Origin of the sequence: Alteromonas sp. Mac1 (assembly GCF_001562125.1) — a bacterium.
GTDB lineage: Bacteria > Pseudomonadota > Gammaproteobacteria > Enterobacterales > Alteromonadaceae > Alteromonas > Alteromonas stellipolaris.
The window spans coordinates 1424338-1437301 of the sequence record NZ_CP013932.1; the positions used below are offsets into that span (position 1 = coordinate 1424338).

Genomic DNA, 12964 nt, shown 5'->3' on the forward strand with positions numbered 1-12964 from the left:
TATCGCCAAATTTCGACTTTATTCCCCAAATCAATGACATCAAAATCTGTAATCAGCGCTAGTGAATTGTCGGTACGTATAAGCCAACGTACTATTCTTGATAACCTTAATTTTGAAGTAGGCAAAGGTGAAGTGTTTGCCCTTCTTGGTGGAAACGGTGCGGGTAAATCCACAACCCTTAAAACCTTTTTAGGGTTAATGAAACCTAGTACTGGAACAGCTTCTGTTATGGGCATGTCGGTAGCAGAAAACACCAACGAAGTGCAAAAGTCGGTGGCTTATTTGCCTGAATCGGTAACACTTTATGGTCATCTTTCAGGGTATGAGAATATTCGCTACTTTTTATCGGTAGCCGGTGTCGAAAAAACTGACGATGCTATTCATGAAGCGCTTAAGAAAGTGGCGTTGCAGGAAAATGCGTGGCACAACACCTTGTCGAACTATTCAAAAGGAATGAGGCAAAAAACCGCTATTGCATTAGCCATTCTACGTAATGCCCCAGTGCTATTTTTAGATGAACCTACTTCTGGTCTCGATCCTGCCGCTATTGATGAATTTAATACGTTAGTGTCTGAGTTAGCAAACAACGGTGCCACCATATTTATGGTAACCCACGATGTGTATGGCGCTTGTCAGGTTGCCCACCGCATTGTGCTATTAAGCAACGGCAAGCTTACGGGTTCGTTCGAACGCTCGGGCGATACACCTATCGACACAGAAGCCGTTCACGCTGCTTTTGCAGGGCGCAAGTAATGATTGATCAAACCATAAAAACAATTTGTGCTGAGCAGTGGCGTTATTGGCTGCGAACTAAGGTTGCCACTACGGTGTTAATTTTGGGCAGTGTACTTACGCTAGCTGCGCTTGTTATTAATACCTTTCATATTGAAGAAGCAGCGCACGCCAGAGAACACCTTCAAGGTGAAGCTGAGCAACGCTTCTTATCGCAACCTGATAAACACCCGCACCGCATGGTGCATTACGGGCATTATGTATTTCGTACACCTACCCCGCTTAGCGTAATAGAACCAGGCGTAGATACCTACACAGGTAACGCTATTTTCTTAGAAGGCCACAGGCAAAACAGTGCCATGTTTGCCCAGCAGCGCCAGTCTGCAGGGCTTACTCGCTTTAGTAGCTTAACGCCAAGCTTTTTAGCATTAGTGTTGGCACCGCTGTTTATTATTCTGATTGGCTACGGCAGCGTGTCACGAGAACGTGAAGCAGGCACGCTAACCTTATTACTTACCCAAGGCGCTAGCCGCTGGCAATTGGTGTTAGGAAAGCTAGTGGCATTAATGCTAGCTAGCAGTATTTTCTTACTGCCATTGCTATTGGCCTGCTTATATGTCGCTTTTTCTAATGAAAGCGCGTTAGTGGTAACGCTTTTCTGCTTAGGTTACGCACTTTATTTCTTGTTATGGGCCGTGGTGGTTACCGCCTGCTCTACGTTGTTTGAAAAAAGCAGCGCTAGCTTTACCGTGCTTATTGTTATTTGGATGAGCGCTTGCATATTGCTACCTAGAATGGGCAGCAGTGTGGCTACCAGTGTCGAGCCTTCTATCGGTAAGTTAGAAGCCGACTTTAAAGTAGAAGAAAAGCTTCGAAGCTTAGGCGATGGTCACGATGTTAACGATCCTGCTTTTGTTAAGCTTAAACAAGACCTGCTAGATAAGTACAACGTCGATTCTGTAGACGACCTACCCGTGAACTTCAGAGGCATAGTGGCGCAATATTCTGAACAGCGCCAGGCTGTTGTAATTAACGAATTTGCTGAAACCCGCATGCAAGAAGAACTAGCGCAAGCGCGCATTGCTAGGCAGTTTGGTTGGCTTTCGCCTACCGTTGCACTGCGATCATTTTCAACTTTGCTTGCAGGCACCAGTATTGAAACCCATCACCGCTTTTTACGTGAAGCCGAAATTCTACGTATGCAGTTTGTACAAGGCTTGAATAAAGTGCATGTAGAAAAGCTTGATTACAAACTTGATATGAACCGCAATTCAAGCGAAGAAGCCGCAGACAAAGCGGTAGTTGAAGCCAGCAACTGGGCAGTATTATCGGAATTTAGTTTTGAACCCGAAGCCCCCATGGCCCGCTTAAGCAGTGCCGCCATGTATTGTTTACAACTTCTTCTTTGGGTGGGTGTTGCTGTACTACTTCTTAAGCTTGCAGTAAGGAGGCTAAACCCATGATGCGGTTTAACGATATTAAACGCGAAGCAGGGTTTGTGTTTGCCCATCGCCAATTCAAACTGACTTTGTTAGTAGTGTTTCTATTAAGTACAGCGGCCTTGTGGTCGGGTCATGCGGAAATGCAGGCACAACAAGCCACCATTGAACGCCTATTGGAAAAAGACACTCAAGAGCGTGAAGCAGTACTTAACCATCAGTCTAGTTACGGCATGGTGGCCTATTACGCATTTCACCTAACCTATGCGCCGCCTTCTCCCCTAGCTTTTGCGGTTGTTGGCGAACGTGATGTGTTTCCGTGGAAACATCGTGTACGCATGTTGGCCCTTGAAGGCCAAATTTATGAAAGCGATACCGACAATCCTGAATTAGCGTTTTTAGGGCGTTTCGATTTTGCCTTTGTGGTAAGCGTACTGCTACCGCTATTTATTATTTTGTTGCTGTACGATTTAAAAGCTAAAGAACGTGAAGCAAGACGCTTCGACTTACTTAACGTTACAGCGCGTAATAGCCATGCGGTATGGACATCTCGTACCCTCGTTACGCTGGTTCCGTTAGCTTTAGCTACTCTGCTTCCTTTTGTGGCCTTTGCGATTGTAAATGGCGCATCGCTAAGTTCTATCTTGTTAGCCTGCGTTATTGTACTGGGTACTATAAGCGTGTGGTCTGCCATTGTATTAGCCATTGGCGCAGCGCAGCGTTTTGCTAAATACAGTGCCACTCACCTTGCTTCGTTGATGTTAGGCGTATGGCTTATTACCACCGTAATCGTGCCGGTTACCGGTCATACCGTTATTAATGCTGCGGTTGAAACCCCTGAAGGTGGCGACATTGTGCTTACACAGCGTGAAGCGGTAAATGGTGCATGGGATAAGCCTCTTGAGGCCACGTGGGAGAAGTTTATTGAAACTCACCCACAGTGGGCTGATTACACGGCTTACGATCCTAAGCGTGATGGCTCGTTTAACTGGAAATGGTACTTCGCGTTTCAACAAGTTGGCGATGAAAGTGCAAGTGAACTTTCTAGCGCGTATCAGCAAGCTACTATTCGAAAAAATCAGCTGGCGGGCTATGTGTCTTTGCTATCCCCTTCGTTGCTAACCCAACGTTTGTTATCGAACACCGCAAGCACCAACGTGCAATCAATGATTGATTATGAAAATAAGGTGCGGGCTTTTCATGCTTCGTTGCGCGAATTTTACTACCAACAACTTTTTGCTGCGCCTGAGTTTTCAAAATCAAGCCTTAAGCGCTTACCGCAATTCACTACAACTTCACAATTTACTACATCTTCACAATTTACTACACCAATGAACACACAGGAAAACACCAATGAAAAATAACTGGGTGAAATCTACACTCGCCATCAGTATTGCTGCATTTTTTAATGCGCCAGTGCTTGCTCAAAATGATGCTCAAGCAAAAGCACAGAGCGAAGAAGAGAAAGTAGAAAAAATTACGGTGCATGGCATGCATCGCGCTTATCAAGGGGCGTTTGAATACAAAGAAGTGCCAGCCGCTGCACAAGATATTGATCTTGGCTTAATTAGTGATGCAGGTGCCATAAACTTAAATGACGCGCTAGATCTGTCTGCGTCAGTAGCAAGGCAGAATAACTTTGGTGGGCTGTGGAATAGTTTTGCCATTCGTGGTTTTTCTGGTGATGAAAACTTACCTAGTGGTTTCTTGGTAAATGGTTTTAATGCTGGCCGTGGCTTTGGTGGCCCTCGTGATTTAGCTGGTATCGACCATGTGGAAGTATTAAAAGGCCCTAAAGCGGCTTTGTTTGGCCGTGGCGAACCTGGCGGCGCAGTAAACTTAGTGACTAAGCGCCCACAATTTTTCACCGGTGGCGAAGTAAAAGCCACTTATGGAAGTTGGGAACAAGTACGCGTGGAAGCTGACGTACAAACCGTAACGGGCGCTAATGACAGCATTGGTGTACGCGTTGTGGGCTTTTACGAGGATGCTGAAAGCTTTAGAGATACCGTAGAAACTGAAAAGGTCGGCTTTTATCCTTCTGTTACGTGGGAATTTTCAGCAGATACCCGTATTACCTACGAACTTGAATATACCAAGCAAGAAATCCCCTTCGACCGTGGTGTAATTGCGGTAGACGGTAAGTTAGGCATTCAGCCTATTGAAACTTTTGTGGGCGACCCTAATGGCGATAGAATTACTACCGACGTGGTTGGGCACCAACTTGAGATTTCTCATGAGCTTAACGACGACTGGAACCTTTTGGTAGGTGCAGGCCTGCGAGACACTACCTTTGAAGGTAATGCGCTTGAAACTAACTTTGGCGGCCGCCAAACGTTGTTTATCGACCCAGATCAAACGTTACTGTCTCGCTTTAAGCGCTATCGCGATTTTGAAACCGATTATATGGTAGTGCGCGGCGAAATTGCTGGTGAGTTTGATACAGGCTCAGTTAGTCATCGCGTTATTATTGGTGGTGATTACGATAAGTTTGAAAACGATCAAGTTATCTTGCGCTACCGCCCACCCTTTTTCTCGGACGACACCGACATTAACGATTTGGATTTAAGCCAATATCTTGTTGTAGATATTCTTAACCCAGATTACTCGCCTTTGGCTGATGTTGAGTTGTCTGATAATCTTGATCGCCTAGAAACGCAAGAAGCTTGGGGTATGTACATTCAAGACCAAGTAAACATTACCGATAAATTTCAAGTGCGCTTTGGTGGCCGAATTGACAAATTCGAACAAGAAATCCAGAACCGCTTAAGCGATCCGGTTTCTGTAACATCGCAAGATGATACTCAATTTTCACCTCAGTTAGGTGCAGTGTATTTGCTTGACGACAGCATCAGCTTTTACGCAACTTACGGTGAAGGCTTCCGTCAGCTAACGGGTTCTGATTATGCGGGTAACCCGTTTGAACCAAACCAATCTGAATCTACTGAAGTAGGTGTTAAAACCGATTTAACGTCATTCTTTGACGATGTACGCGGCGATATCACCTTATCTATCTTCAACGTTGAGCAAAGCAATATTTTAGTGTTCGATAGCAGTGATGAAGCATCTGACGGTTTCTTTTTAACCCCTGGCGGCGAAGCACGTAGTCGTGGTGTAGAACTTGATATTAACGCTGAGTTTAGCAATGGCATTGCCTTATGGGTGTCTTACGCTTATATCGATGCAGAAAGTACTAACGATGCGGCAGATGCTAACTTTGTGGCCGCTATTGAAGCAGGCGATCCGCTTATTAACGTTCCTGAAAATCAGCTTAGCGTTCAAGTAGGCAAAAGCCTTACGGTTTCAGATATGCCGGTACGCCTAGGTACAGGCTTGTTGTACGTAGATGAGCGTCTAGGGCAAACAGCAACAGACTTCTATTTGCCTAGCTACACTACCGTACGTGCGTTCGCGCAAATTGAACCGGTTGAAAACTTAGTGGTACGTGCAGAAGTAGACAACCTTTTCGACAAAGAGCATTACACCAACTCTTTTGCTAACGTATGGGTTGAGCCTGGTGCACCACGCCGCTTTAGAGTTTCAGCGTCTTACCGTTTCTAGGCTTTGTAGTAGAAAACTAGAAAAGATGGCTGTAATGGAAAATAGTCATGGCGTGTTGTTATCTCAACCGCTATGACGTAGCGGCTCTTGTAATTGCCCTTGTAATAGCCCTTATAGCAGCCCTTATAACAGCCCCGTCAGTTGATGAATGACGTAGATAAGCTTTGTTTCGCTCATGCTTTTCTACGTCATTTTTTTTATGTGTTGAAAGCCTTGCTTATCGACTTAGGTTACCGAATTAAGTTATCGAGTTAAGTTATCGGTTTAAGTTATCGACTGGGCGTAGATTGCACTTTTAAGTTGAAGTCTTTACCAATGCCTTCGATAATTCGGGTTAAACCTACTATTTCGCCCTCGTCGTCGTTATTCCAATTGCAAGTAAGGGTACTGGTTCCTTTTCGAAGTTTACCCTGCCAACTGTCACGACTGACATCTAAGTCGCCAGGGGCGTCGGTTAACTCCCACCCTTCGTCTTTAAACTGAAAAACAATGGTAGCAAATCTTTCTGTAGGGATAGCCTCAATAATCTTCAAGTCTTTACGCTGAAATTTAGAGGCAGTTAGTGCACGTCGGATGTTAGTAAATAAGCCCACGTTAGTCCTTTATAGTAATGGTCGGGGCTTCGCCTTGTACTTACAAACCCCGTTCATCGGTATCTATATTTAACTACTTTTTAACCTATTATGCCAACTACGCCTATTTGGGCTGTTTTGGGCGTTGGTTAAGCGGGTGTGCTTTTTAAGCGAAAGCACTTCGCTTCGCTAGGCTTTGCGCATTTTAATAACCAACCAAATACCGCCCAATGTCATTAAAGAGGCAATCATTATTTGCAAGCTAATAGCTTCAGCAAGAAACGCCCAGCCCATCAGCGTGGCAATTACCGGTACGCTTAACTGAACGGTGGCAGCGGTTGTAGATTGAATTAACGGTAGCGCCTTGTACCAAATTGCATAGCCGCAACCAGAGGCCACTATCCCAGACGCCAGCGCATAAAACACGCCTTCGTTGCTCCACTGCCATGTACTGGTTACCCATAACCACATCACTAAAGGTAGGGTAAGTAAAGTGGCATATAAAAAGTTACCTGCACTCAGCAATAAGGGCGCGTTACTCTTTTTACCTAATAAGGAATAAAATCCCCATGCAATTCCTGCGCTTACCATTAACAGTGCTGAAAACAGCGGCGGCGCGCTTGCACCGGGTAGCAACAAGATAACTAAGCCTGCAAAAGCCAGTAAAAAACCTAACCACTGAAATGCAGCAAAGCGTTCGCCTTTTAGCAACCCCACTGAAATCATTGTGAGTTGCACTGCGCCAAATAAAAGCAGTGCGCCTGTACCCGTCGACATTGAGATATAGGCATAAGAAAATGCGATAGCATAAACAAATAGGCTTAACGCCCCTGCTATTGATGCTTGTTGTTTAATGGCCGCTATTGCACTGGTGTTCGTCGCCGCGCTGTTTGTGCCCGCCGCAGCGCTCTTGATATTAACCGCAGCACCTTCTGTTCCCGAAGCGCTTTGCTCACTTTTGTTACTCGCTAACAATGAACGGCGCGCAGTAAAAGCGACCAAAAGTGTTAAACACAATGCCCCACTGGCTAAGCGTATTGTGGTGAAAAGGCCTGGGTCGATATCGGTATTGGCCAGTGCCATACGGCATAACAACGAATTGGCAGCAAACGCCAGCATGGCAATACACACTAATCCGTATGGGTTACCCATTCATTTTCTCCAACAGCGTATTCATAAAAGCCCTTTTAGAAGGTTGATAATTTTACTAGGTTATTTCGTGCACGTAGCCACATGTAAAAAATACACAAAGCTCTGTTTAATCAAGGCTTTGTAATTTACCTTTTTACAGGCAAAAGAAAAGGACCGCAATGGGTCCTTTTTTCTTTCAATCTTTACACTAACATGCCGTTACAGTGAAACACCTAAGCGTTCTGCAACTTCAATGTAAGTTTCAACCACTGAGCCTAGGCCTTGTCTGAAACGGTCTTTATCCATCTTCTTGCGGGTTTCTTTGTCCCACAAGCGGCAACCGTCAGGTGTAAATTCATCACCTAAAACAATGTTGCCTTCAGGATCAACACCGAATTCAAGTTTGTAATCTACTAGCAACATGCCTGCTTCATCAAACAGCGATTTAAGCACAGCATTTACTTTAAACGTTAACGACTTCATTTCAGCAATTTGTGCTTCTGTCGCCCATCCAAATGACACAATGTGATAATCGTTAATCATAGGATCGTGCAGTGCGTCGTTTTTAAGGAAGAATTCAAACACAGGCGGCGCCAACGTTTGCCCTTCTTCTACACCAAGACGACGAACCAAAGAGCCTGCCGCTAGGTTACGAACAACACATTCCACTGGGATCATGTCTAGCTTTTTAACTAAGGATTCAGTGTCAGAAAGCAAAGCTTCTACTTGCGTAGCAATACCCGCTTCTTCAAGTTTGGTCATAATAAAATGGTTGAACTTGTTATTCACTTCGCCTTTACGGTCTAGCTGTTCAATTTTTTCACCATCGAAAGCTGATGTGTCGTTTCTGAAATGCAGAATTAACTTATCGCTATCATCGGTAAAATACACAGTTTTTGCTTTACCGCGGTAAAGCTCGTCACGTTTTTCCATTCTCAGTCTCAATTATATATCAAGGTTATCTTCTGACATGACCTCGGCAAATGCGCCGTATAGGTCTGAAACCTGATTGGCTTCAAAAGGTTCGCTTTCATTATTCATGAAAGTCACTGAACTGCGTTTCTCACCGGCACGTGAAACTTTTAAACGGTAGTCACCTTTTTCAAGTAACTCATTGTCGCTGGAGAACAAGCCGCCCCACCAACCCGTGTCACTACCATTATAGGAAACAAACAGTAGGCCGTTAGATTTGTCTAAATCTTTAACGTCGAAACCAAGTTTACGCAATACCAATAACATACGTGGCCATACCACATCGTATTGTGCATCAACCATAAATGCTGGGTTGCCGTCATCATTAAAGCCCATTTCGGTATTTAGGCCTTGGCGAATACGTGCAATTCGGCGAGTTTCTTGTAATTGAATCTGGTATTCGTAATGACCAATCACTTGGTTAAGTACGTCTACTTCCTCGCGGCGCTCTTGCATGCTTGAAATTTCTGCAACAACATCGTCACCCGTGGTGGCCATATAGTCTTTTAAGTCAACAGAAAGCGCGGCAGATCTACCGTGAGGTTTTACGTCAAGAACGAATTCAAAGCGGCGTCCAACTTCACTTTCAGTGCTGGTCCATTTGTACCAAGGGCTATCCACTTCTTTTTTGATAATCATCCAATCAGTGTTTAGCACTTGCTGCTCTGGATCAAAGAAATCTACGCCAATGCCTTGTTCGTCTAGGAAGCTTAACAAAGAATTCCACACTGCTTGGCTTAATGGTTGGCTATCATCAACTTGGTCGAACCAAATTGTTGCTGTGCTTTTACCTTCTTCTACGTGCGAGCCCGTAACAAGCGGCAATACTAACGCAGGAGACTGAACAAGCAATTTCTTGCCAACAAGACTTTCATCTACCCTTTCGTCTAGCTCAGGTACCGCAAACTCTCTAGAAAAAGCTGGTGCATCTAAGTCGGTAGGAACTTGTACTTGCTTTTGTTCTTTTGTTTCTAAGTACTTGTACGTTCCTGAAGCCGTCTTTCTATCTGTTTGGCTTGAACAACCTGCAAGTGCGATTACTACCATCGAACTCACTATAGCCAGCGTTCTATTCATCTGTGTTCCTTATTAACCCGAAATCAATGCGTATTTTTGTAATAGTTCTTCGATATGTTTTTGGCTTACAAGTTCCGGTAAAACCATAGGTAATCGCATTTGTGCACTTTCCATCATGCCCATTTTGTATAAAGCCCACTTAGGAATAACTGGATTAGGCTCGATAAATAGCGCGGTGTGAAGCAATTCGATGCTTTCATCTATAGTGCGACATTTATCAAAATCTTTTGCTAAAGCAGCTTCGCACATTTGTGCAATGGCCTTTGGAACCACGTTTGCTGTCACAGAAATAACGCCATGACCGCCTTCACACATGAATTCACAACTTGAGCCGTCATCGCCGCTTAATAAAACGAAGTCTGAAGGGACAAGTGCTTGCGTTGCTTTAAGGCGAGCAATATCACCTGTTGCGTCTTTTAATCCAACAATGTTTTTGTGAGATGAAAGTTCTGCAACGGTTTCAGGCAGCATGTCAGCAACGGTTCTACCTGGTACGTTGTATAACAACACAGGTAAATCGCTGGCATCAGCAATGGCGTTGAAGTGTGCCACCATGCCTGCTTGCTGAGGCTTGTTATAATAAGGGACTACGCTTAAGAAGCCGTCGATACCGGCGGCACCCAATTGTTGGGTAAGAAAAATCGCTTCAGCAGTTGAGTTTGCGCCACTACCTGCAATAACAGGAATAGCGCCAGACACCATAGCAACGGTCTCTTTAACTACGTTTACGTGTTCATCAAACGGTAAGGTGGCCGACTCGCCAGTGGTGCCAACAGACACAATACCATGTGTGCCTTGTTCAACATGAAAGCGCACTAGCTTCTCAAGTGACTTGTAATCGATGTCGCCGTTTTCAAACATCGGCGTGACGAGTGCTACGTAACTACCAGTAAACATAATCTCTCCGCAAAATATGAGCGCACATGGTAAATATGTCGGTAGCTAAACACAAGCTATCTCACGCCTAAATACCAAGAATTTGACAATAATCTGCATCAATACTACAAAAAGCCGCTGGTACTAAAAAAAAACTCTATGCTACCATCACGTCATACGTTTCTTGTGATGCAGGTTTTAATGTCTCAGCACCAACTGATTGTTACCATTTTAGGTTCAGATAAAACGGGTATATTAAGTGAAATTGCGACCACAGTTTCTGCAGCGCAGTGCAACATTCTAGACAGTCGACAAGCTATTTATGGTCAAGAGTTCTCACTTACTATGATTTTAGAAGGCTCGCAGTCAGCCATCACCCGCGCTGAGTGTACCGTGCCCCCTCTTTGTCAGCGACTCGATCTGCTTTCCATGATGAAACGTACCAGTCACCACGAGAAGCAAAATCTCGATCACTTATTTCACGTTGAGTTCAGCGGCGAAGATACCGCTGGCCTTATAAAAGCAGTAACAGGCTTTTTCGCAAAACGTAATGCGTCAATTAGTGCATTTAGACAAGCCACCTATAAAGCGGCCGAGTGTAAAAACGAATGTATGCGATGCAAATTCGTTGTGAACATGCCCGCATCTGAAGATTTTGCTGCCCTAGAATCAGAACTAACCGCGTTATTTGAAGAGCTCAACGTAACCGGAAAAGTTGTAGATAAACATATTAAGGAATCTAATGAACACGCTTCAAGCTGGTGATAAAGCACCACAGTTTTCACTTCAAAACCAAAACGATGAAACCATTTCGTTATCAGATTACCTAGGCAAGAAAGTACTGGTTTACTTTTACCCTAAAGCGATGACCCCAGGCTGTACCGTTCAAGCGCAAGGCTTGCGCGACAGCAAAGAGGCATTAGACGGCTTGAACGTAGAAGTTATGGGTATCAGCCCTGATGCGGTTAAACGCTTGCCAAAGTTCGCTGAAAAAGAAAGCCTGAATTTTACTTTGTTGTCTGACGAAGACCACGCGGTAGCAGATGCTTTTGGCGTATGGGGCTTGAAAAAGTTCATGGGTAAAGAGTATGACGGCATTCACCGCTTGAGCTTTTTAGTAGACGAAAACGGTGTTATCGAACACGTTTTCAATAAGTTTAAAACCAAAGAGCATCACACAGTGGTGTTAAATTACTTAGCAGATAACAAGTAATTCAGCTCAAGCATTTTGTTAGCTCGTTAAATAAAAAAAGAAGGCGGTTGTTTACACTACCGCCTTTTTCGTTTCTATTGGCTTAGTGATTAACGCCTTATTCGCTTTCAGCTACCGGTAACCCAGCAGGATTGCTCGACCACGCGGTTATAACTGCTTTTACCAATGTTGCCAACGGTATAGCGAAGAAAACGCCCCAGAAGCCCCATAGACCGCCAAATACCAGCACTGCAATAATGATATACAGTGGGTGCAAGCTTACTGCTTCAGAGAAAAGCAAAGGCACCAGTAAGTTTCCATCTAGTGCCTGAATAATTGAATAGGCAATAAATAGGTACCAGAAGTCAGGCGTTAAACCCCATTGAAATAGCGCAACTATGGCAACAGGAATGGTGACTACCGCAGCGCCAATGTAAGGAATCAACACCGAAATTCCCACCAATACGCCAAGTAATATAGCGTATCGTAAATCCATAAAGGCAAAAGTTACGCATGACACTAAGCTAACAATCACAATTTCTATCACTTTGCCGCGAATATAATTGGCAATTTGTGAATTCATTTCATGGCCAACTTGCGTAATTAATCGGCGCTCTTTGGGCAACAAATTAGAAATACTTTCTAAAAAATACATTTTGTCTTTGAGCATGAAAAACACCATTAAAGGCACAAGCACCGCATAAACTAATAGCGCAGCCACATTGGCAATATTACTAAAAGACGCTGATATTAACGTTTCGCCTACGCCAACAAGTTTGTCGTTTAGCCCTTCCATCATTTGATGAATTTGATAAACCTGCACATAGTCTGGGTATTTTTCTGGCAAGGTTAAGATCCAATCTTGGGCCTTTTGCCATATTAACGGGGTTTCTTGAATAAGATTAATGCTTTGCCGGGTAACAATGGGCACTAAACCAATTAGCATGAAAATGACAAGGGTAATAAACCCCATTAATACGATGCCGCAAGCAATAGCGCGGCTTACGCCGAATCTAACAAGGTGGGTAACCGGCCAATCAAGTAAATAAGCTACAATCGCTGCCACTAAAACAGGCATGATAAGCTCGCCCCACAAGAGCAGCGCGGCGGTGGTAATTAGTATTAGAATAAGCAGCATGGCTGCATCAGGATCGGAAAATTTGCGTCGGTACCAGCGACCAAACACACTGATCATAAAAGCTTCCTGAGAAATTTTAAGAATAGGATACGCATCATAGTGTAAAGACTTAGCATCGGGCAATACACTTTCTATTTAAATCAATCTGGTAAGACGATTTAATGAGCAATATTCGAATCAAATGCCACGCTAATGGTTAATGTCAGATTTACACTAAAACTGGCATAAACGTACTTATCTAGGCAGAATGATAAAATTCATAATAAATAATTGA

Annotated in this window: 12 protein-coding genes; 6 read left to right on the plus strand and 6 right to left on the minus strand. The window is 44.0% G+C overall.

All coding sequences use genetic code 11. From position 1 onward, the window contains the following. Positions 1-33 precede the first annotated feature (33 nt). From AV939_RS05945 to AV939_RS05960, 4 genes are read left to right on the plus strand one after another with little or no spacing between them, the layout of a single operon-like run. Entirely contained in the window at positions 34-753 is a 720-nt protein-coding gene (locus AV939_RS05945) for an ABC transporter ATP-binding protein (RefSeq protein ID WP_061997349.1), read from the plus strand. Beyond that, positions 753-2195, plus strand: coding sequence for an ABC transporter permease (locus AV939_RS05950; RefSeq protein ID WP_061997350.1), 1443 nt, complete (start codon positions 753-755; stop codon positions 2193-2195). Before AV939_RS05945 ends, AV939_RS05950 begins: the two co-directional genes overlap by 1 nt. Then, positions 2192-3535, plus strand: a complete 1344-nt coding sequence (locus AV939_RS05955) for a DUF3526 domain-containing protein (protein ID WP_061997351.1) — start codon at positions 2192-2194, stop codon at positions 3533-3535. The genes AV939_RS05950 and AV939_RS05955 overlap by 4 nt, the downstream gene beginning before the upstream one ends. Then, the gene (locus AV939_RS05960) at positions 3525-5732 is read left to right on the plus strand and encodes a TonB-dependent siderophore receptor (protein ID WP_061997352.1); all 2208 of its coding nucleotides are present in this window, start codon (positions 3525-3527) and stop codon (positions 5730-5732) included. The genes AV939_RS05955 and AV939_RS05960 overlap by 11 nt, the downstream gene beginning before the upstream one ends. 269 nt (positions 5733-6001) lie before the next feature. Here the strand turns inward: AV939_RS05960 and AV939_RS05965 are convergent, their stop codons facing one another. The 5 genes from AV939_RS05965 to dapA all read right to left on the minus strand — a co-directional run bounded on the left by AV939_RS05965 (position 6002) and on the right by dapA (position 10381). Further along, positions 6002-6325, minus strand: a complete 324-nt coding sequence (locus AV939_RS05965; RefSeq protein WP_057792022.1) for a hypothetical protein — start codon at positions 6323-6325, stop codon at positions 6002-6004. 168 nt (positions 6326-6493) lie between these two features. Beyond that, the gene (locus tag AV939_RS05970) at positions 6494-7456 is read right to left on the minus strand and encodes a DMT family transporter (protein ID WP_057792024.1); all 963 of its coding nucleotides are present in this window, start codon (positions 7454-7456) and stop codon (positions 6494-6496) included. Positions 7457-7654: 198 nt separating this feature from the next. Then, entirely contained in the window at positions 7655-8368 is a 714-nt protein-coding gene (gene purC / locus AV939_RS05975; RefSeq protein ID WP_057792026.1) for a phosphoribosylaminoimidazolesuccinocarboxamide synthase, read from the minus strand. A gap of 12 nt (positions 8369-8380) precedes the next feature. Then, positions 8381-9484 (minus strand): outer membrane protein assembly factor BamC, encoded by a 1104-nt coding sequence (gene bamC / locus AV939_RS05980; RefSeq protein WP_057792028.1) that lies wholly within the window; start codon positions 9482-9484, stop codon positions 8381-8383. Positions 9485-9496: 12 nt separating this feature from the next. After that, positions 9497-10381, minus strand: coding sequence for a 4-hydroxy-tetrahydrodipicolinate synthase (gene dapA / locus AV939_RS05985; protein ID WP_057792030.1), 885 nt, complete (start codon positions 10379-10381; stop codon positions 9497-9499). Positions 10382-10561: 180 nt separating this feature from the next. Here dapA and AV939_RS05990 point away from each other — a divergent pair, with 180 nt between their 5' ends. Then, positions 10562-11125, plus strand: a complete 564-nt coding sequence (locus AV939_RS05990) for a glycine cleavage system protein R (protein ID WP_061997353.1) — start codon at positions 10562-10564, stop codon at positions 11123-11125. Further along, positions 11103-11573, plus strand: a complete 471-nt coding sequence (gene bcp / locus AV939_RS05995) for a thioredoxin-dependent thiol peroxidase (RefSeq protein ID WP_061997354.1) — start codon at positions 11103-11105, stop codon at positions 11571-11573. Before AV939_RS05990 ends, bcp begins: the two co-directional genes overlap by 23 nt. A gap of 97 nt (positions 11574-11670) precedes the next feature. Here bcp and AV939_RS06000 read toward each other — a convergent pair whose 3' ends face one another. After that, entirely contained in the window at positions 11671-12747 is a 1077-nt protein-coding gene (locus AV939_RS06000) for an AI-2E family transporter (RefSeq protein WP_057792036.1), read from the minus strand. Positions 12748-12964: the final 217 nt, after the last annotated feature.

Bases quoted from the DNA above. Each gene is read 5' to 3' on its own strand.
- AV939_RS05960 (WP_061997352.1), top strand. From the start codon at position 3,525: ATGAAAAATAACTGGGTGAAATCTACACTCGCCATCAGTATTGCTGCA.
- bcp (WP_061997354.1), top strand. From the start codon at position 11,103: ATGAACACGCTTCAAGCTGGTGATAAAGCACCACAGTTTTCACTTCAA.
- bamC (WP_057792028.1), bottom strand. From the start codon at position 9,484: ATGAATAGAACGCTGGCTATAGTGAGTTCGATGGTAGTAATCGCACTT.
- AV939_RS05945 (WP_061997349.1), top strand. From the start codon at position 34: ATGACATCAAAATCTGTAATCAGCGCTAGTGAATTGTCGGTACGTATA.
- AV939_RS05950 (WP_061997350.1), top strand. From the start codon at position 753: ATGATTGATCAAACCATAAAAACAATTTGTGCTGAGCAGTGGCGTTAT.
- AV939_RS06000 (WP_057792036.1), bottom strand. From the start codon at position 12,747: ATGATCAGTGTGTTTGGTCGCTGGTACCGACGCAAATTTTCCGATCCT.
- dapA (WP_057792030.1), bottom strand. From the start codon at position 10,381: ATGTTTACTGGTAGTTACGTAGCACTCGTCACGCCGATGTTTGAAAAC.
- purC (WP_057792026.1), bottom strand. From the start codon at position 8,368: ATGGAAAAACGTGACGAGCTTTACCGCGGTAAAGCAAAAACTGTGTAT.
- AV939_RS05970 (WP_057792024.1), bottom strand. From the start codon at position 7,456: ATGGGTAACCCATACGGATTAGTGTGTATTGCCATGCTGGCGTTTGCT.
- AV939_RS05990 (WP_061997353.1), top strand. From the start codon at position 10,562: ATGTCTCAGCACCAACTGATTGTTACCATTTTAGGTTCAGATAAAACG.
- AV939_RS05955 (WP_061997351.1), top strand. From the start codon at position 2,192: ATGATGCGGTTTAACGATATTAAACGCGAAGCAGGGTTTGTGTTTGCC.